This is a genomic window from Pseudomonas sp. GW456-L12, assembly GCF_059424045.1.
On the sequence record NZ_JBWKZA010000044.1, the window covers coordinates 12,094 to 30,976 of the forward strand.

20 protein-coding genes and 1 pseudogene are annotated in these 18,883 nt (G+C 63.0%); 12 read left to right on the forward strand and 9 right to left on the reverse strand.

The features are described from left to right. Positions 1-434: 434 nt before the first annotated feature. From AC07Y9_RS30030 to AC07Y9_RS30055, 6 genes are all read left to right on the forward strand, one after another. Entirely contained in the window at positions 435-1,367 is a 933-nt protein-coding gene (locus AC07Y9_RS30030; RefSeq protein WP_102681272.1) for a 4-hydroxyproline epimerase, read from the forward strand. Beyond that, entirely contained in the window at positions 1,364-2,497 is a 1,134-nt protein-coding gene (locus tag AC07Y9_RS30035) for an NAD(P)/FAD-dependent oxidoreductase (RefSeq protein WP_102681271.1), read from the forward strand. The genes AC07Y9_RS30030 and AC07Y9_RS30035 overlap by 4 nt, the downstream gene beginning before the upstream one ends. Then, the gene (locus tag AC07Y9_RS30040; RefSeq protein ID WP_101337072.1) at positions 2,494-2,727 is read left to right on the forward strand and encodes a 2Fe-2S iron-sulfur cluster-binding protein; all 234 of its coding nucleotides are present in this window, start codon (positions 2,494-2,496) and stop codon (positions 2,725-2,727) included. Before AC07Y9_RS30035 ends, AC07Y9_RS30040 begins: the two co-directional genes overlap by 4 nt. After that, complete coding sequence (locus AC07Y9_RS30045) at positions 2,724-3,989, forward strand: NAD(P)/FAD-dependent oxidoreductase (protein WP_102681270.1); 1,266 nt, start codon at positions 2,724-2,726, stop codon at positions 3,987-3,989. Before AC07Y9_RS30040 ends, AC07Y9_RS30045 begins: the two co-directional genes overlap by 4 nt. A gap of 112 nt (positions 3,990-4,101) precedes the next feature. Beyond that, on the forward strand, positions 4,102-4,878 hold the full coding sequence (locus AC07Y9_RS30050) for an AraC family transcriptional regulator (protein ID WP_102681269.1): 777 nt from the start codon (positions 4,102-4,104) through the stop codon (positions 4,876-4,878). Between the two features lie 226 nt (positions 4,879-5,104). Next, entirely contained in the window at positions 5,105-5,971 is an 867-nt protein-coding gene (locus AC07Y9_RS30055) for a phosphotransferase (RefSeq protein ID WP_102681268.1), read from the forward strand. A gap of 116 nt (positions 5,972-6,087) precedes the next feature. Here the strand turns inward: AC07Y9_RS30055 and AC07Y9_RS30060 are convergent, their stop codons facing one another. Beyond that, entirely contained in the window at positions 6,088-7,173 is a 1,086-nt protein-coding gene (locus AC07Y9_RS30060) for a type I restriction endonuclease (protein ID WP_102681267.1), read from the reverse strand. Positions 7,174-7,415: 242 nt separating this feature from the next. On the opposite strand from AC07Y9_RS30060, the gene AC07Y9_RS30065 reads away from it, so the two are divergent. After that, positions 7,416-7,814: a low affinity iron permease family protein gene (locus AC07Y9_RS30065; RefSeq protein WP_062823429.1), complete on the forward strand. Its 399-nt coding sequence runs from the start codon at positions 7,416-7,418 to the stop codon at positions 7,812-7,814. A gap of 92 nt (positions 7,815-7,906) precedes the next feature. Here the strand turns inward: AC07Y9_RS30065 and AC07Y9_RS30070 are convergent. Beyond that, positions 7,907-8,047 (reverse strand): annotated as a pseudogene (locus tag AC07Y9_RS30070) (DUF4142 domain-containing protein); the annotation flags it as partial. A gap of 241 nt (positions 8,048-8,288) precedes the next feature. Between AC07Y9_RS30070 and AC07Y9_RS30075 the strand changes: the two are divergent. After that, the gene (locus AC07Y9_RS30075) at positions 8,289-9,530 is read left to right on the forward strand and encodes an MFS transporter (protein WP_256581002.1); all 1,242 of its coding nucleotides are present in this window, start codon (positions 8,289-8,291) and stop codon (positions 9,528-9,530) included. A gap of 16 nt (positions 9,531-9,546) precedes the next feature. Here the strand turns inward: AC07Y9_RS30075 and AC07Y9_RS30080 are convergent, their stop codons facing one another. The 4 genes from AC07Y9_RS30080 to fos all read right to left on the reverse strand — a co-directional run bounded on the left by AC07Y9_RS30080 (position 9,547) and on the right by fos (position 12,849). Further along, the gene (locus tag AC07Y9_RS30080; protein WP_102681265.1) at positions 9,547-10,071 is read right to left on the reverse strand and encodes a DUF4142 domain-containing protein; all 525 of its coding nucleotides are present in this window, start codon (positions 10,069-10,071) and stop codon (positions 9,547-9,549) included. Positions 10,072-10,209: 138 nt separating this feature from the next. Further along, positions 10,210-11,556 carry a sensor domain-containing protein gene (locus AC07Y9_RS30085; RefSeq protein WP_087089148.1) on the reverse strand — a complete coding sequence of 449 codons (1,347 nt, stop codon included), beginning with the start codon at positions 11,554-11,556 and terminating at the stop codon, positions 10,210-10,212. A 110-nt stretch (positions 11,557-11,666) separates the two neighbouring features. Next, a complete protein-coding gene (locus AC07Y9_RS30090; protein ID WP_007922230.1) occupies positions 11,667-12,305 on the reverse strand; it encodes a LysE family translocator in 639 nt (212 codons plus the stop codon). A 127-nt stretch (positions 12,306-12,432) separates the two neighbouring features. After that, positions 12,433-12,849, reverse strand: a complete 417-nt coding sequence (gene fos / locus AC07Y9_RS30095; RefSeq protein WP_053259904.1) for a fosfomycin resistance glutathione transferase — start codon at positions 12,847-12,849, stop codon at positions 12,433-12,435. A 135-nt stretch (positions 12,850-12,984) separates the two neighbouring features. Here fos and AC07Y9_RS30100 point away from each other — a divergent pair, with 135 nt between their 5' ends. Then, positions 12,985-13,269: a CopG family ribbon-helix-helix protein gene (locus AC07Y9_RS30100; protein WP_102681280.1), complete on the forward strand. Its 285-nt coding sequence runs from the start codon at positions 12,985-12,987 to the stop codon at positions 13,267-13,269. 93 nt (positions 13,270-13,362) lie between these two features. On the opposite strand, the gene yiaY is transcribed toward AC07Y9_RS30100, so the two are convergent. Next, positions 13,363-14,511 carry an L-threonine dehydrogenase gene (yiaY, locus tag AC07Y9_RS30105; RefSeq protein ID WP_102681264.1) on the reverse strand — a complete coding sequence of 383 codons (1,149 nt, stop codon included), beginning with the start codon at positions 14,509-14,511 and terminating at the stop codon, positions 13,363-13,365. Between the two features lie 157 nt (positions 14,512-14,668). Between yiaY and AC07Y9_RS30110 the strand changes: the two genes are divergently transcribed. Then, positions 14,669-15,688 (forward strand): DUF4917 family protein, encoded by a 1,020-nt coding sequence (locus AC07Y9_RS30110; RefSeq protein WP_102681263.1) that lies wholly within the window; start codon positions 14,669-14,671, stop codon positions 15,686-15,688. 145 nt (positions 15,689-15,833) lie between these two features. Here the strand turns inward: AC07Y9_RS30110 and AC07Y9_RS30115 are convergent, their stop codons facing one another. Further along, the gene (locus AC07Y9_RS30115; protein ID WP_009042535.1) at positions 15,834-16,376 is read right to left on the reverse strand and encodes a helix-turn-helix domain-containing protein; all 543 of its coding nucleotides are present in this window, start codon (positions 16,374-16,376) and stop codon (positions 15,834-15,836) included. 159 nt (positions 16,377-16,535) lie between these two features. Between AC07Y9_RS30115 and AC07Y9_RS30120 the strand changes: the two genes are divergently transcribed. Both AC07Y9_RS30120 and AC07Y9_RS30125 read left to right on the forward strand, forming a co-directional pair. After that, on the forward strand, positions 16,536-17,318 hold the full coding sequence (locus AC07Y9_RS30120) for an aldolase (protein ID WP_053259901.1): 783 nt from the start codon (positions 16,536-16,538) through the stop codon (positions 17,316-17,318). 30 nt (positions 17,319-17,348) lie between these two features. Beyond that, positions 17,349-18,236, forward strand: coding sequence for a dihydrodipicolinate synthase family protein (locus tag AC07Y9_RS30125; protein WP_085530035.1), 888 nt, complete (start codon positions 17,349-17,351; stop codon positions 18,234-18,236). Between the two features lie 171 nt (positions 18,237-18,407). Here the strand turns inward: AC07Y9_RS30125 and AC07Y9_RS30130 are convergent, their stop codons facing one another. After that, the gene (locus AC07Y9_RS30130) at positions 18,408-18,743 is read right to left on the reverse strand and encodes a YegP family protein (RefSeq protein WP_009047442.1); all 336 of its coding nucleotides are present in this window, start codon (positions 18,741-18,743) and stop codon (positions 18,408-18,410) included. Positions 18,744-18,883: the final 140 nt, after the last annotated feature.

Sequence of the window (18,883 nt, forward strand, 5' to 3'; positions counted from 1 at the left end):
ATTCCGCCTTTCACCGCCTCGCAGCTTGAGGTTTTTCCCGCTCAAGCAAGACGAAATCGGCACATTTACCCAATCGCCCAGCGACCTTTTCCGTCCATTGCGCCTGCGCACTACCCTCCTTCGACCCGCCTGAAATCCCCTGCACCGCAGCCGCACCACACACCGTAGCCGCTGCCGAGGTACGAGGCTGCGATCGGCTGCGCAGCAGTCGTAAACCCGGCAATTCGGTTTGTCAGAGAGACCAAGGACGCAAGGCTGGCGGCCGCTTCGTCGGAATGCCGCCCAACCCGATCGCAGCCTCGTACCTCGGCAGCGGCTACAGGATGGGCGGGGTTCACCACTGTGCCGATTTCGTCATCCGCCGCAGAGAAAACCCACAAGCGATGCGGTCCTTTCCCGAGCCACTCTGTAGGCCTTTTCCGTCAGGTGCTGCCATGAAAAAAATAACCGTCATCGATTCACATACGGGGGGCGAGCCGACTCGCCTGGTTGTCGACGGCTTTCCCGACCTGGGCAACGGTTCGATGGCCGAACGGCTGGCCGTTCTGCAAGAACGCCACGATCGTTGGCGCACGGCCTGCGTGCTGGAACCGCGGGGCAGCGATGTGCTGGTGGGGGCCCTGCTGTGCGAACCCCAGGCGGCGGATGCCTGTGCCGGGGTGATCTTCTTCAACAACAGCGGTTACCTGGGCATGTGCGGCCACGGCACCATCGGCCTGGTGCGTTCGCTGTATCACCTGGGGCGCATCGCACCCGGCGTACACCGCATCGAAACCCCGGTGGGCACCGTCAGCGCCACCCTGCACGACGACCTCTCGGTCAGCGTGCGCAACGTGCCGGCCTACCGATACCGCAGCGGCGTCGAACTGCAACTGCCCGGCCACGGCAAAGTCCGTGGCGATATCGCCTGGGGCGGCAACTGGTTCTTCCTGATCAGCGAGCATGGCCAGCGTATCGCCCTGGATAACGTCGAAGCCCTGACCCACTACACCTGGGCCGTGCGCGAAGCCCTGGAGACCGCCGGCATCAGCGGCGCCAACGATGGTGTGATCGACCATATCGAGCTGTTCGCCGACGACCCGCAGGCCGACAGCCGCAACTTCGTGCTGTGCCCCGGCAAGGCCTACGACCGCTCCCCCTGCGGCACCGGCACCAGCGCCAAGCTGGCCTGCCTGGCCGCCGACGGCAAACTCGCGCCCGGGGCAACCTGGCGCCAGGCCAGCGTGATCGGCAGCCAGTTCAGCGCCAGCTACGAGCAGGCAGGCGAGCAGGTCATCCCGACCCTTCGCGGCACCGCTCACATCAGCGCCGAAGCCACCTTGCTGATCGAAGACAGCGATCCTTTCGGCTGGGGCATCGTCTCGTGAGCCAGCCGGCCGAAGCCGACGTCCTGGTGATTGGCGGCGGCATAGTCGGGGCCGCCTGCGCCCATGAAATGGCCCGCCGCGGCCTGCGGGTACGGGTGCTCGACAACGCCAGCGGCGGCGCCACCGGCGCGGGCATGGGCCACCTGGTGGCGATGGACGACAACCGCGCCGAACTGGCGCTGAGTCACTACTCCATCGGCCTGTGGAACCAGTTGCGCGTGCAGCTGCCGGCCGCCTGTGCCTACCGCAATTGCGGCACCCTGTGGCTGGCCGCGGACGCTGCGGAAATGGACCTGGCCCGGGCCAAGCAAATCAACCTGGCCCAGCACGGAGTGGCGGGCGAATTGCTCGACAGCTCGACCCTGGCTGCACTCGAGCCCCTGTTGCGCAAAGGGCTTGGCGGCGCCCTGAAGATCCCCGGCGACGGCATTCTCTACGCCCCGGCCACCGCCCACTGGCTGTTGCACAACACGCCAGGGATCAGCTGCGAGCGGGCCACGGTCAGCGCCATCGCCGACCACCGCGTGGAGCTGGATGACGGCCGCGTGCTGCGCGCCGAGTACGTGGTGCTGGCCAACGGTCTGGCGGCGAGGAACCTGCTGCCGGAGTTGCCGCTGCGGCCGAAGAAAGGCCATCTGCTGATCACCGATCGTTACCCCCGGCAGGTGTCCCACCAACTGGTGGAGCTGGGCTACGCCGCCAGCGCCCACGCCAGCAACGGCACTTCCGTGGCGTTCAATGTGCAGCCACGGCCGACCGGGCAACTGCTGATCGGCTCGTCCCGGCAGTTCGACAGCCTCGACCCGGCTATCGAGCCCGAAGTACTGACCCCAATGCTGCAACGGGCCGTGGCCTATCTGCCGGGGCTCGCGCAATTGAACGGCATCCGCGCCTGGACCGGCTTTCGCGCCGCCACCCCGGACGGCCTGCCGATCCTTGGCCAACACCCACGCCACACAGGCCTGTGGCTGGCGGTCGGGCATGAAGGCCTGGGCGTCACCACCGCCCCCGGCAGCGGCCGGCTGCTGACCCAACTGCTGCTCGGCGAACGGCCGGATATCGACGCCCAGGCCTATCGCCCCGCACGCTTCGCCGAGCTGACCGCCTCCCTGACTGGAACTGCCCCATGATCATTTACCTGGACCGTCAGGCGCTGACCGTGCGCGATGGCCTGAGCGTCGCCGCCGCCGTCGCCGCCAGCGGCGACCCACGTACCCGAACCTCCTGCACCGGCCAGCCTCGAGCGCCCTTCTGCGGCATGGGCATCTGCCAGGAATGCCGCATGACCATCGACGGCCGGCGCCAACTGGCCTGCCAGACCCTGTGCCGCGAAGGCATGCACGTGGAGCGCACGCCATGAGTCAACAGCGCCTGAGCTGCGACATCCTTATCGTTGGCAGTGGCCCGGCCGGCCTCGCGGCGGCCCGGGCGGCGAGCCGCAGCGATCTCTCGATCGTCCTGCTCGACGACAACCCGCGCCCCGGCGGCCAGATCTGGCGCAACGGGCCGGGCGTCACGCTCGCCGGCATCGCCCGCAACGCCTTGCAGGTGCTGGAGCATCCTCGGTTGCGTTACCTGCCGGGCACCCGGGTGGTGGCCGGCGCTGGCGCCAATGCCCTGCTGCTGGAAAATGCCGAGCAGGCTTTGCTGGTCCGCTATCAGAGCCTGATCTTGTGCTGCGGCGCCCGCGAACTGCTGCTGCCCTTCCCCGGCTGGACCTTGCCCGGAGTGACGGGCGCGGGAGCCTTGCAAGCCCTGCTGAAAAACGGCCTGACGCTGGCCGGCGAGCGAGTGGTCATCGCCGGCAGCGGGCCGTTGCTGCTGGCCAGCGCCGCCACCGCCCGCCAGGCCGGCGCCCGGGTGCAGGCGGTCCTGGAGCAGGCCCCGCTGGCCGCACTGGCGACATTCGCCGCCGGGCTCTGGCGCTGGCCAGCCAAGCTCGGCCAGGCCGCCGGGCTGGCCACCACAGCCTATCGCTACAACGCCCATGTGCTCGAAGCCCTGGGCGAAGATCGCCTGCAAGCGGTGCGTATCCAGCAGGGCGAGCAGGTTCGGGAAATACCCTGCGAACGTCTCGCCTGCGGTTTCGGGCTGGTGCCCAACACCACCCTGGCCAGCCACCTCGGCTGCCAGCTGCAAGCCAACGCCATTGCCGTGGATCGCTACCAGGCCACCAGCCTCGCCCAGGTCTACGCGGCCGGCGAATGCACCGGGGTCGGCGGCAGCGAACTGGCGAGGGTCGAAGGCGAGATCGCCGGGCTGGCCGCCAGCGGGCAGACCCGGGAAGCCATCGCGCTGATCCAGCGTCGGGCCCATTGGCAGGCTTTCGCCGAGCGAGTGCGGGAAACCTTCGCCCTGCGACCGGCGCTTCTGCGCCTGGCGCGAGCTGATACGCTGCTGTGCCGCTGCGAGGATGTGCCCTACGCCGAGGTAGCTGGCGAAGTGAGCTGGGCCGAGGCCAAACTGCACAGTCGCTGCGGCATGGGCGCCTGCCAGGGGCGAGTCTGCGCCACGGCGGCACAGGCCCTGTTCGGCTGGGCCGCGCCGACGCCACGAGCGCCCCTGGTGCCGGCGCGGATCGAGACGCTGCTGATGGAATCGTCGACGCCCGGCGTGAAGTGAGGCGTAGACCGTTGCCGCGGGCCGCCCGCCAACGGCGCTGCGCAATTCAAGGAAGAGCCAGTAGACCCAAAGTCGCGGGGCGCGCCCCGCCCCACAACAAGAGCAGCCCTTGATGATCGATACCGCTCAGCTGCACCGCCTGCCCGAAGCCATCGCCAGCCAGGCGCCCGAGGATATTCACGGCCTGCTGGGCAGCATGGCCCTGGTGATCCCGCTGCTCGACACCCTGCCCAACGCGGTGTTTTTCATCAAGGACCTGCAGGCCCGCTACCTCACCGCCAACCTGACCCTGGCCCAGCGCTGCGGCTTCAAGAACGTCGCGCCGCTGCTGGGCAAGACCTCGGCCGAGGTGTTTCCCGCCGTGCTCGGCCCGGTCTATACCGAGCAGGACCAGCGCGTGCTGCGCCAGGGCGTCACCATCAAGGGCCAGCTGGAACTGCACCTGTACGGCAGCCGCGAACCCGGCTGGTGCCTGACCCACAAGCTGCCGCTGCACGGGCGCGACGGACGGATCATCGGCATGGCCGGCATCTCCCTCGACCTGCAGGCCGCCCGCGACGCGCACCCGGCCTACGAACGCCTGGCCGCGGTGGACCGGCATATCCGCGAGCACTACAACGAAGCCATCCGCCTCGACGACCTGACCCATATCGCCGACCTGTCCATCGCCCAGCTGGAGCGCTACTGCAAACGCATCTTCCACCTCACCCCACGGCAGATGATCCACAAGGTGCGCCTGGAACACGCCTCGCGCCTGCTGCTCGGCGAACAGCCGATCACCGACGTCGCCCTGCAATGCGGCTACACCGACCACAGCGCCTTCAGCCGCCAGTTCAAGGCGCTGACCGGCGTCAGCCCACGGCAGTTCCGGCAGAACGCCGCGCATTGAAGCACTCCACGAGCCGGCTCGGCTCAGCCTCGGCCAGAAACTCTCTGCGGCCGGACAAATCGTTGCATGGTTGTTCCCATCGCCAGGGCACACAAGGCCGCAGAACCCGGATGATTTTCGTGAACGCCAGGACCTGCGATGAATTATGATGCGCGCCCTTTCGGCTCGCGTTTCAGCGCAGGCTCACAGCGCCCCCTCGTTCGTAATCCCAGGCCAGGAACCCTACATGCTTCACCTCAGGAGCTTCACCCGAACGCTGCATCGACAGCAGATCGATGGCGTGACCTTCCATTTCGATCCAGCCCATCGGCACGAACTGGACCCGCTGATACGGCGTTTTCTGGCCAAGCCCGAGCAATATCCCACGCTGGATATTCCGGAAGACACCCGGGGCGTGTTCCTGCTCGAAGGCGAACGCCAATGGGTGCTCAAGCGCAACCGCCTGACTCACTGGAAAAAGCAGTTGCAGAACTTCCTCGGCCTCAAGCGCAGCTTCGGCCTGCACGACCTGACCAATGAATTCATCAACCTGTCGGTGGTATCGGGCAAATCCGCCCTCTCGCCCCAGGTCTCGGCGTTTGGCTACAAGGGGCGTTTTCCGTTCCTGCGCGAAGAGTACTTGCTGGTGGGTTTCTGGGCGGATCATTGCAGCGTCGACGAGCGCCTGCTGGCCCATCCCGAGCAGGCTGAAACCCTGTTGTCGGCGATCTTCCGGCTGTTCGGCCAGATGCTCGACGACGACTTCGTGCACATGGACCCCCACCCGAAAAACATTCTGGTCGCCGCCGATGGCCGCCTGCGCCTGATCGACTTCGAGTGCTGCGCCCACTCGGTACTCGACCGCGACTTCAGCCTGGGTTTCCTGCTGGGCTACTTCTACCGCTTCTGGTTCCGGCGCTTCATCTCGCAGCAGGATTACGACCGGCTTTGCGAGGCGTACCTGAACGCGGAGCACCCCAACCTGGATCGCACCGTCTTCCAGCCGGTGTACCAGCGCTTTCGCGACCAAAACGTCTCACGCAGCACACGCTACCGCATCCTCACCTGCGCCCGGGCACAAGCGGCGTTCCAGCGCGAAATCAGCGGTTCCTGAAGCCCGCCCGCTACCCCGCTCATACCGCTCTCGACAAGCGAAGGCGGGGAGTGAGTCAGGCAAAAAAAAACCGGCGTAGCCCGCCGGTTTTTTTAACTCGTACTCAGTGCAGATTCCTAGTCGTAATACCCAACGGTTTTTTTCAGGTGATCGGAATACTCGTAGATTTCATCGACAGAGCTGATCGGATGACGGGTCTCATTCTTTTCCTCGTCAAAAATCCCGATGTACTTTTGTGAACGGTTGAAATGCAGGCGGCAAATCGGTTTTCGGTTGTTGTCGTCGAGCAAGATACCGAAATAACTCTGAGTGTCCCGCTGAACGATTCGCTTGGCATCGACCACGGAGCGAACCACCGCACGTACGATGTGATAGCCCTCAAGCTCCTCCAACGTCGTCAGCACCTTATCGTCCGCTGTCTCCGCATCATCGTTATCGGCACTCCCCGCTCCAGAGACGGAGGCAACCGCAAGAGACGGCTGGATAGCACCACTCATTGCAGACTTGAGACGATCATTGATTTGATCATTGAGAAATTGTCCCACCGCTTTTCGAGTCAGCTCATAAAACTGCTCACGGACTTTTTGGGTAATCACTCCGTCGTATACCCGCGATGCAAAGACTTTGACGAAGTCATCGTCTGGCTTACTAACTTGAGAAGCGATGACTTTTTTGATCTGGCTAACGTACTTCAGCTCACCTGCCGCGCTGATAATCGACTCCACATCAAAAGACGACTTCGTCAGCTTGGTCAGTTCTGGTACCGAATACTCGTCGATATCGAGCAGATCCAGTTCAAGGAAAGGTTTCTCATCCATTTTGTTGGGAGCATCCAAGTCGGTGAAAAACTTATAAACCTGGCCGTTGGTAAGGATGGAAATCCGCGCGCTGGTGACATGGAAGTAACGAAACAATTGCGACGCATGATTGATATGCAACGGCTCGCCGATCTTCTTGCACTCGATGAGGATCTGGACCTCCCCTTCCTTCATGATCGCGTAATCGATCTTCTCGCCCTTCTTGGTTCCTATATCGCAGACAAACTCTGGCGTCACCTCCGTCGGATCGAATACGTCATAGCCCAACACCGTGCTGATGAAGGGCATGACAAAAGCATTTTTTGTCGCTTCCTCCGTCTGAATGGCTGCTCCCTGCAGACGTACCTTGGCAGCAAGACTGGTTAACTTCTCGAAAAATTCCATGAGTGGCCTCTTACCTGTTCCGATCCATGTATGAGCGTGGTGGCAAATTGACTGCCATTGATACTAGACACAAACCGCCACAAAGAAAGACTCCTCCCATTCTGGAAAGAACGCCGGGAGAGGATCCCTGGCGACCGAACGGATGCAGCCCCTGACTGCAGCCAGAGGGCCAATCATAAAAAGAATTTTCCCTCTACCGCCGCTGTCTGAATTTCAGATGCCGCCGCACAGGGGAAACGCCAATGAAATTCGCCAAATTCTCGCAGAAGCTGTCGCTGTGGGCCGGCAGTCCGGGGACCTTTCTGATCGCGCTGGCATTGATTGCGATCTGGGGCATGAGCGGGCCGGTCTTTGGTTTCAACGATACCTGGCAGCTGGTCATCAATACCTCTACCACCATCATCACCTTCCTGATGGTGTTCCTGATCCAGAACACCCAGAACCGCGATAACGACATCCTGCACTTGAAGATCGACGAACTGTTGCGCGCCACCAAGGATGCGCACAATGCGTTGCTGAGCCTGGATGGGCTGGATCTCGAGCAGTTAGAGAAACTGCGCCAGGAATACAAGGAAATCGGCGAGGGCGAGCCCTTGAAGCTGGATGAACTACCGCCGGAGCAACAGCAGAAGCCGAGTTGAATCGATGCTGAAAATGCCAGGGAGAGACGGCGACACCGGACGCGATGCGCCTTCAGGTTAGGCCCGAAGGCGCATCGATGGTGGGACGGCACTCAGCCGTCCAACTGATCCAGGGGCCGGCCAGCCTTGAGGGCCTTGGCCATTTGCAGGTGATTCTGCAGTTTCGGCAGGGTCTCTTCGGCGAAGGCCTTGAGTTCGGGGACCTAGGTGATTTCGGCCTGTTGCTGGACTTTGGTTCGATCTAAGCACTTAACAAAAGAACATATGCTAAATCTGAAACATTCAGATCTATAACCTGGAGCACTGCGTACACTCCTGGGCAAGATACAAGCCATGGAAATTGTTGCGCTGGATAGCCTTACGGCCAAACAGAAGTTCAACAGCATAGAAGAACTCCAATCGTTCTTGCCTGCCAATATCAAAGCCCTGGCTGCGTGATACCGGGCATATAAAAACTTAACGGATTAAATTTCTGTGCACACCTCTTTCAATTCAACGGCGCGGTCAGTCTGGTCCTTTGTGGCCTTGGGGGTATTACTCATACTTTCCGAAGCCATCTACGACCTGGTATTCGCCAACCTTGCCTACTCCATCAGCGGAACGACACTCGCCGTTACCACCACCTACGCCATCGGCTATAGCGCTGAAATACTCGTGACCTTGCTAGGCGCGGGTTTTATCGATCGTTTCAACAAATGGAAACTGTTCATTGCCACGCAACTGGTAAACATCGCGGTGTTTGCCCTGGCCGTTCTTGTCCTTCGGGTCTACGACCGCTCCGTGGAATGGGTGTGGTTTTTTGCCTTCTTCGTCGACCTGATCCATCAGTATTCACGGCTGATCCTGTTTGCCTTGATCCCGTTCCTTTTCACTGCTGGCGACATCCCCAGAATCAACGGCCTGCTCGCCACCTTCAATGGCGTTGCCAGGACCCTGGGGCCGGTCATCGGGGCCCTGGTCATTTTCAACGTCGGCTTGTCGATCTCACTGCTGGCCTCCATTGCCTTCATGCTGGCCGCGCTCGCCTTGACGATCAGCCTGAGTACCTTGAATGGGCAAACCTCGCCCCTCGATATTGCCAACACCTCGTTTGTCCAACGTTTCCAGGAAAGTGTCACCGGCGCTTCGAGAGCCACCATCGATCTGTTGCGCGCTCCACGTTGGCGCTATTTCCTCGCCTCTTATGCCACCTGCCTGCTGGTGGTCAGCGTGCTGGCGCTCCTGTGGGTCCCCCTGCTTCGGGGCTTTCATGGGTTTTCCGAAGTGCAGACCGGCTACCTGTTCTCCGTTGGAGCGGCAGGTGCCATAGCCGGCGGACTCGCCTTGCGCGCCAGTGGCCAGGCCTCCCGGGTGCCAGGCACGATATTGCTGTCGCACCTGATCATGATCTCCGGGGTCTGCATCACGTTATGCCTGCGCGGCAACATCTGGCTCGCGGGCACCGGCATGTTCGTATTCCAGTTCGGTACCACGCTGTATTTCCGTACCACGGCCAGCGCCATCCAACTCACCGTGCCCAAGGAAATCATTGGTAGCTGGTATGGCTCGATAGACTTCATCAGCCGCTTTGCCGGGCTCGTGGGCATCCTGTTGGCGGGCTGGGCCTACGACAGGCTCGGAACCTACGCCATCTACTCGATACTCTTACTCTTGCTGGCACTGAGCAGCTTCAACTGGCGCGGCAGTCGCCAGGCTCGCTGGCTGGTCAATACCTGAGGCGGCACACTGCCGCTCAACCATCCAACTGATCCAGGGCCCGGCCAGCCTTGAGGGCCTTGGCCATTTGCAGGTGATTGCGCAGTTTCGGCAGGGTCTCTTCGGCGAAGGCCTTGAGTTCGGGGACCTCGGTGATTTCGGCCTGTTGCTGGATCTGTTCAATGGCTTCTTCGGTGGCCTTGACCTGGTTCTCGGCATAGGCGGCATCGAAGGCTTCGCCTTCCGGAACCTCGGGGATCAGTGCCTTGGCCTTGCTGATCACTTCTTCCCGGGGTGCCACGGGCAGGTCGAGTTTCCTGGCGATTTTCGCCAGGTGCTGGTTGGCGGTGGTGCGGTCGTTGATGACCACGATGGTGTAGTCCTTGACCGCCTTGGAAGAGGTCTTCTGGTGGGCCAGGCGACTGGCCTCGATGTCTGCCATGCCCTTGGCCGAAGCCTCATCGATAAACTCCGCGGGGGACTGGGCGAATGCCGCGCTGGCGCTCAGGCCGAGCAGCAGCGCGAGGCAGGTGCGGGACAGATGGGTGGCCATGAAGCTCATGGTATCGGCCTCCTTTGATCAGTTGACGGCGCACGGCGCCTGCACAGAGTGAGAGTTTTCAGGCCACCGAAGGTTTGAAAAAGTTGCATCGGCCACGACGAACGGTTGGCAAAAAAACGCCCTGATCGGCCGCTTCTTTCAGGCCCGGGACGGGCTCCGCTGGGCGCGTTTGGCCGCGTACATCGCCTCGTCGGCGTGCTTGAACAGCTGCTTTTCGTCATGGCCGTGTTCGGGGAACAGGCCGATGCCGATGCTCGGCAGAATGCTCAACTGATGGCCATCCAGGCGCAGCGGCTCGTCGAGCGCCCGGCGAATCTTTCCGGCGACGATGCCGGCATCTTCCGCATGCTGGATACAGCCGAGCAGCACCACGAACTCATCGCCACCGATCCGCGCCACGGTGTCGCTCTCGCGCACGCAGGCCTTGAGCCGGTTGGCCACCGCCTGCAACAGCATGTCGCCGACGGCGTGGCCAAGTGTGTCGTTGACCTGCTTGAACCGGTCCAGGTCGACGTAGAGCAAGGCCATGCGCCCGGACTCGCGACGGGCACGGGCCAGGGCACTGCGCAGGCGCTCGCGGAGCAATTCGCGGTTGGGCAGCTGGGTCAGCTGGTCGTACTGGGCCATGTACTGCAGGCGCGCATGCAGCTGCTTGCGCTCGATGGCGGTGGCGAGCTGGGCGCAGACGTATTGCAGCAGCTCCTTGTCCTGCTCGGTGTATCGCTCGTCGCCCGGCGCGCTCTTGACGATCAGCGCGCCGATGGTGCCTTTCTGCGAATTGAGTGGCACACCGAGCCAGCAGGGTGAGTACGGGGCGGCGGCATCCGACAGCGGGGACAGCGGCCCATAATTGCCGGGAGTCAGCAGCAACGGCTGGCCACTGCGGATCACCTCGGCGCACAGGCTGCCGGTCAGCGTGCCCGGCTGCTCCGGACAACGCTCGCGGTCGTCGACGTGATAGGGAAAGCTCAGCGCCTGACATTGCTCGTCGTACAGCGCGACGGAGAAATTCAGCGCCGGCAGCCATTCACCGATGATCCGGTGCACGCGCCGGAACAACGCCAGCAGGTCCTCGGTGGCATGGGCCGCTTCGGAAATTGCATACAACGCCGCCTGCCGCGACTCGGCCTGCTTGCGCTCGGTGATGTCGCGGGCCACGGCGATGCGCAGCTGGTCGACCTCGGACCAGCGCGCCGACCAGAGGATATGCGCGACCTGCCCGTCCTTGCGCAGGTAACGGTTCTCGAAGTTGGGCATGGGTTCGCCAGCCATGATCCGCTCGGCGGCCTGCAGCGTGCGCAGGCGGTCCGCGGGGTGCACCAGCTCGATCATGCGCCGGCCGACCAGTTCGTCCGGCGTATAACCGAAAATCCGCTCGCAGGCGGCGCTGACAAAGACAAAACGACCCTCCACATCCACCGCACAGACGGCGTCCAGCAGAAGGTCGATGAAACTGGCCAGGGGCGCGGAGTTGTTGGTTGCCATCAGGGAACGACACTGCCTGTGAAGATAAAGCGCCGAGTATCAATCCCTGGTTCTGGCAGCGGCGCAGGGCCGCTGCTGGTCCGTGGCTGTCGCAACCTTGCGGACAGCCTTTATGCCTTGTTCGCCAGCAATCCCGGAACGGCATGCAGCAAGGCGTTGATGGCAAACCCGATGAACATCACGCCGCAAAGCCGGGTGATCGCCAGTTCGTGGCGCTGATACAGGGTCCGCACCCGCCGCGCACCGACGATGCCAATCAGAATAGCGTATGCGCCGATGCCGCCGAGGAAACTGAGGAAGATCAGCCAGGGCAGCATCGACCAGTTGAGCAGCTCGGCACGACTGGACAGCAGCGCGGTGAACGTCGCCACGGCCACCGGGTACGCCTTGGGGTTGGTCAGGCCGAACAGGATACCGTGCCAGAACGGCTGGCGCGCCGGGCCCTGGGGTTCCTGCCCGTTGCTACGCTGGCTGCGGATCGCCCGCAGGCCGAGCCAGAACAGATAAAGGCCGCTGAGCACGCCGAGCACATCGAAGGCGCTGCTGCCGATCTCCTTCGCGCCGACGATGGCGATCAGCGCGGTGCTGCACCAGATCACGTCGCCCAGCAGATGCCCGCAGAGAAAGCCGGCCCCGGCCCGCCGCCCGCGCGCCGCGCCGATACCGAAGACCGCCAGCACGCCCGGCCCGGGAGTAATGCCGTAGATAAAGCCCGAGGCGAGAACGGCCAGTAACAGCGAAGAAGTCATGCCACACTCCGAAGCGCCGAAGGTGGCGCGGTTTTGATCGCAGGATTCTGCCGGCTTGCGCGCCCCCGCACCACCCCACAATGGTCGCCATAACGACAGCCAGCCGTCTTGAAGCGGCGGCGAGCGGTCATTCGTCGGTAAAGATCGTCATCCCGGCATAGGGCTGCTGCCGACAGGCGCGCAAACGCGAGGCCAGATCGCCGACATGGGCTTCCAGCTGGTGGCCGTCGGGGTCGAGGAAATAGAACGAGGCGCCTTCGCTGCGGTTGTCGCGCCACTCCCGTACGCCAGCAGCCCGCAGGCGCTGGACGAACGCCAGGAAATGCCCGGCCTCGATGCCGAAGGCATAGTGGGTGTAGTCCGGCACTTCGGCCAAGCGGCGCGACGGGTCCAGCGACAGGCACAACCACAGGCCCGGCAACGACAGATAGGCGCCGCTGTCCCAACTGGCGTCCAGGCGCAGGCCCAGCAGGTCGTGGTAGAACCCCAGGCTGCGGTTCAGGTCGGTCACGGCGAGGGTCAGGTGGTTGAGGCCGGTCAGCATGCAAAGTCCTTGTAAGAGGAAGGTCCTGAATCGTCTTGAATCAAAGCAGCGCTCGCACTGGACGAATGGCTCTGGCGGCAAGCCTCGGGTGGCGATGTAGTGTGCTGCATCAAAAACCACTACATCGAGATCACCCTGTCCGTCATGTCCTTGCGCCTGCCCGATGATGTTGCCAATTCCCTGGCTCACTTGGCCAAGGCGACAGGCCGCAGCAAGTCATTCCTCGCTGTGGATGCTCTGAGAGAATATCTGGCCCGCGAAGCCTGGCAAATCGACGAGATCCAGAAAGCCCTGACTGAAGCAGAGGCAGGCGACTTCGCCTGGTCCCCAATCGTCCTTACCCGATCCCCTACCGCGTACGTCAGGGACGCCTGCAGATGCTGCGGATTTTCCATACCCGCGCTTGCCGCCTGCCGGTAGGAAAAACGATCGCCAATAGCTCGTGCATTGGGGCCAGCGGCGGCGCGCCCAGGACAGCAAGGGCCCGAGCGCGCGGTAGAGCATCTGTAGGTATCAGAACGCGCTGCGGAAGATCTCTTCGATCTGGCGCTGGTCGGCGGGGCGTGGGTTGGTCAGGCCGCAGGCATCTTTCAGGGCGTTGGCGGCCAGGACCGGAATGTCCGTCAGCTTGGCGCCCAGGTCACGCAAGCCGCTGGGGATCTCGACATCCCGGGCCAGGCTGCGAATGGCGCTGATGGCCGCCTGCGCGCCCTCCTCCGGGCTGAAGCCACGGATGTCCGCGCCCATGGCGTGGGCCACATCGGTCAGGCGTCCGGCGCAGACCATGGCATTGAAACTCTGCACATGGGGCAGCAGCACGGCGTTGCACACGCCATGGGGCAAATCGTAGAAACCGCCCAGCTGGTGCGCCATGGCATGCACGAAACCCAGCGACGCATTGTTGAAGGCCATGCCGGCGAGGAACTGGGCGTAGGCCATGTTTTCCCGGGCGACCAGGTCGCTGCCGTCGTGCACCGCCTGGCGCAGGTTCTGGCTGATCATGGTCATGGCTTTCAGCGCGCAGGCATCGGTGATCGGGTTGGCCGCGGTGGACACATAGGCTTCGATCGCGTGGGTCAGCGCGTCCATGCCGGTGGCGGCGGTCAGGCCCTTGGGCATGGCGACCATCAGCGCCGGGTCGTTGACCGACAGCAGCGGCGTGACGTTACGGTCGACGATGGCCATTTTCACGTGACGCTGCTCGTCGGTGATGATGCAGAAACGGGTCATTTCACTGGCGGTGCCGGCGGTGGTGTTGATCGCGATCAGCGGCAGTTGCGGCTTGGCCGAGCGGTCGACGCCCTCGTAGTCGCTGATATGCCCGCCATTGGTGGCGCACAGGGCGATGCCCTTGGCGCAGTCATGGGGCGAACCGCCGCCAAGGGAGACCACGAAGTCGCAGCCGCTCTGCTGCAATTGCGCCAGGCCCTTCTCGACGTTGCCGATGCTCGGGTTGGGCTTGGCGCCGTCGAAGATCACCGAATCGATGTCCTGCATCGCCAGCTTCTCGGCAATCATCCCGGCCACCCCGGCCTTGGCCAGGCCGGCGTCGGTGACGATCAGCGCCTTGCGAAAACCGTAGTTGCGGATCGCGACCATGGCCTCGTCGAGACAGTCGATACCCATGATGTTCACGGCGGGAATGAAAAAAGTGCTGCTCATGGCGCGTCCTCCAGGCTGGGATTGGATCAGCCGTGCCGATCCGACAAATGCGCACAGGATCGACCCATCGGTCACGCGCGTTGTTGATCTGGCTCAAGGGTCGGTCGTGATAAAGTCGGCGCCCTGTACACCTTCTGCCTTGAGACGACGAACCGCGATGATGGATTTCCAGGAATTTGATGCCGACCTTGAAGACTGGAACGCCTTGCGCGCCAGCACGCCGATCGCCGGCCTGCTGATCGGCAACGGCGCCAGCCGCGCGGTGTGGGAAGACTTCGCCTACGACTCGCTGTTCGAGAACGCCCGCAGCGTCGAAGAAAAGCCCCTGAGCCCCTCCGAACTGAGCGTGTTCGACGCCCTGCAGACCCGCAGTTTCGAGCAGGTGCTGGGGGCGCTGAAGACCACCAGCCGGGTCAACAAGGCCCTGGCTGTCAGCTCCGCGGCGCCGCGCAATCGCTACTACGCGATCAAGGAAGCGCTGATCAATACCGTGCACGCGGTGCACATTCCGTGGCGCCTGGTGCGGCCGGCGACGCTGTCGCAGATCAACCAGGAACTGCGCCGCTACCGCACGGTGTTCACCAGCAACTACGACCTGCTCAACTACTGGGCGATCCAGCACGATGCCCAGGGCATCGACGACCTGTTCCAGGGCGCCGACCCGAGCTTCGACATCAGCCAGACCGCCAGCGAACAGACCCGCGTGCTGTACCTGCACGGCGGCCTGCACCTGGTGCGCAACCAGGACGGCACCGCGCGCAAGCTGGGTTCCACCGAGGGCACGCTGCTGGGCAACTTCGCCATCAACAACACCCTCAAGACCCTCGACGATGTGCCGCTGTTCGTCAGCGAAGGCCCGGTGGCGGACAAGCTCAAGACCATTCGCGGCAGCGACTACCTGTCGTTCTGCTACCAGCAGTTGCTGAATCACAGCGACGCGCTGTGCATCTTCGGCCACGACCTCGACTCCCAGGATAGCCACCTGGTGAGCGCCATCCGCCAGTCCAAAGTGCGGACCCTGGCGATCTCGATCCAGCCGCGCAGCAAGGCCTTCATCCAGAACCAGAAGCGGCGCTACGCCAAGCTGTTCGCGGGGGTGGAAGTGACGCTGCGCTTCTTCGATTCGAAGAGCCATGCGCTGGGCGATCCTGCGCTGTCGGTGCCGGTCGAACGCTGAAAGATCGGCCCGCGGCCGTGATGTCTACTCTGACCTGTAGCCGCTGCCGCAGGCTGCGATAAGGCCGAAGGCCTTCAGCGATCTCAAGGCCTTGCGCCCCCTTCGGGGTCGATCGCAGCCTTCGGCAGCGGCTACATCGTGTCCCTTATTCCTCGCCGCTGTGCACCACCACCAGCAACTGCGCCTGCACCTCGCCCACCGAGCGCAGGCGGTGGGGTTTCTGCGCGTTGAAGTGCAGCGCGTCGCCCCGGTTGAGGATCACCCGCTCGTTCATGAAGTCCACTTCCACCTGCCCTTCGTGGACGAACAGAAACTCCTCCCCCAGGTGTTCCTTGAAGCTCTTGTCGGTGAACTCGCTGGGCGGGTAGATGATGAACGGCAGCAGGCTGCGCTCGCTGACCTGATGGGCCAGCACCGCATAACCCGGCGCCTGGTCGTTGGCCGCCAGCGACTGGCGTTCGTCGCTGCGCACCAGGCTGTAGCTGTCCAGGCTGACCTTGTCTTCGGCGAACAGCTCCTCGACGTTCACGTTCAACGCCCTGGCCAGTTTCAACGCCGCGGCGATCGAGGGCGTGTTCAGGCCGCGCTCGACTTTCGACAGGTAGCTCTTGGTCATGCCGGATTTCTCGGCCAGGGCCTCCAGCGTCACGCCAAGTTTTTTTCTCAATAATTTCAAACGGATAGACATGTAGAACGGTTAACCCATCAAGGAGGTGATGATTTGTCCTTGCCAATGACACAAAGTGTCATATAGCCTCTTTAGTGTCATTTGCTTTCACCCAACGACCTTGCGAGCAGCGGGAGCTGGCAAATCCGACGTCCATTGCAACGACCCAAGGACACCGATATGGCCAAGACATTAGCACTACCCAAAGAGCAACTGGTCAGGCAAGCCCTGACCCAGATGCAAAACACCCTGGCGGATAATACGTGGACCGACCGGCAAAAGCTGGCGCTGACTTGCCGCATCCTGTTCGAGAACGGTCACGACTCCGGCCTGGCCGGGCAGATCACCGCCCGTGGCCCGCAGCCGGGCACTTACTACACCCAGCAACTGGGCCTGGGTTTCGACGAGATCACCGCGGGCAACCTGCTGCTGGTCAACGAAGACCTGGAGGTGCTCGAAGGCCACGGCATGCCCAACCCGGCCAACCGTTTCCACAGCTGGGTGTACCGCGCCCGCCCCGACGTGAACTGCATCATCCACACTCACCCGACCCACGTCGCCGCGTTGTCGATGATCGAAGTGCCGCTGGAAATTTCCCACATGGACCTGTGCCCGCTGTATGACGACTGCGCCTTTCTCAAGGCCTGGCCGGGCGTGCCGGTGGGTAACGAAGAAGGCGAGATCATCTCCGCGGCCCTGGGCGACAAGCGCGCCATCCTGCTCTCGCACCACGGCCAGCTGTCCACCGGCGCCAGCATCGAGGAAGCCTGCGTGATCGCCCAGTTGATCGAGCGCGCCGCCAAGCTGCAATTGCTGGCCATGGCCGCCGGCACCATCAAGCCGATCCTGCCGGAGCTCGGCCGCGAGGCCCATGACTGGATCTCCAAGCCCAAGCGTCACGCCGCCGCCTTCAACTACTACGCTCGGCAGAACCTCAAGCAACACGCCGATTGCCTGAACTGAACCCACCTCATTCGCTAAAGGAGCGTCGCCATGTCGAACGCCAACATTCACGGCATCATCGGCTACACCATCACCCCGTTCACCGCCAACGGTGAGCAACTGGACCTGGACACCCTCGGCCGTTCCATCGATCGCCTGATCGACAGCGGCGTGCAGGCCATCGCGCCCCTGGGCAGCACCGGCGAAGGCGCCTACCTGAGCGACGCCGAGTGGGACCAGGTCGCCGAGTTCAGCATCCGCCACATCGCCAGGCGTGTGCCGACCATCGTCAGCGTTTCCGACCTGACCACCGCCAAGGCCGTGCGCCGCGCGCGGTTTGCCGAGGCCAAGGGCGCCGATGCGGTGATGGTCCTGCCGACGTCCTACTGGAAGCTCAGCGAAGCCGAGATCCTCGCCCACTACCGCGCCATCGGCGACAGCGTCGGCGTGCCGATCATGCTCTACAACAACCCGGCCACCAGCGGCACCGACATGTCGGTGGAGCTGATCCTGCGGATCTTCCATGCGGTGGAAAACGTGACCATGGTCAAGGAGAGCACCGGCGACATCCAGCGCATGCACAAGCTGCAACTGCTGGGCGAAGGCCAGGTGCCGTTCTACAACGGTTGCAACCCGCTGGCCCTGGAAGCCTTCGCCGCCGGCGCCAAGGGCTGGTGCACCGCCGCGGCGAACCTGATCCCGCAGCTCAACCTGGACCTGTACCAGGCGGTGCTGGACAACGACCTGGAGCGCGCGCGCGAATTGTTCTACCGCCAGTTGCCGGTGCTCGACTTCATCCTCAAGGGCGGTCTGCCGACCACCATCAAGGCCGGGCTGAACATGACCGGTCTGCAGGTCGGCGACCCGCGCCTGCCGGTGTTCCCGCTGAATGAAGCCGGGCGCAATCAGTTGCAGGCCATGTTGAACGCAGTGCGCTAAACGCCCTGCCTCCCCCCTGTAGGAGCGAGCTTGCTCGCGATGAGGCCGGTAGCTGCACCGCCTGATCCTCGAGTTCTTATCGCGAGCAAGCTCGCTCCTACAGCACGGGACAGCGCCCAACAAAAAGCCCGGCAGGTTGTCCTGCCGGGCTCTTTTGTTTCAGAGCAGAAACTAAACGGTCTTGTCCTTGATGGTGGTGGTTGGACCGTTGGTCTTGACGCTTTCGATACCGCCGTCGCGCGCCGCCTCGGACGAATAGCGCTGGCTATTGCCGATGATCTGGTGGTTCGCGGCCTTGAGGTTGAAATAAGGTTTGCCGTCCTTGGAGACTTCCTTGGCGTAGCGGGCCTCGTTGGGACTGTTGGTCTGCACCGAAGCGATGCCGTTTTCGGCGGCGCTGCGGGAGGAATACAACTCACTCGTCAAAATGGTTTCAGCATTGCCAGCCTTGAGAACGAAGCGGAACTGCCCGTCACTGCTTTTGCTCAATTCATACCATCCAGCCATGGTCCTGCTCCTGAGTGTCCAAAGATGCGAATGCACTTCGGATTAAAGCCTGTCTTTGCCGGTTTACCAGCGTTTGGGGTGTGTTGCTGAGGCACGCAGCATCAGACAGGAAAAATCGCATCCGGTTCATGACGCGAAAC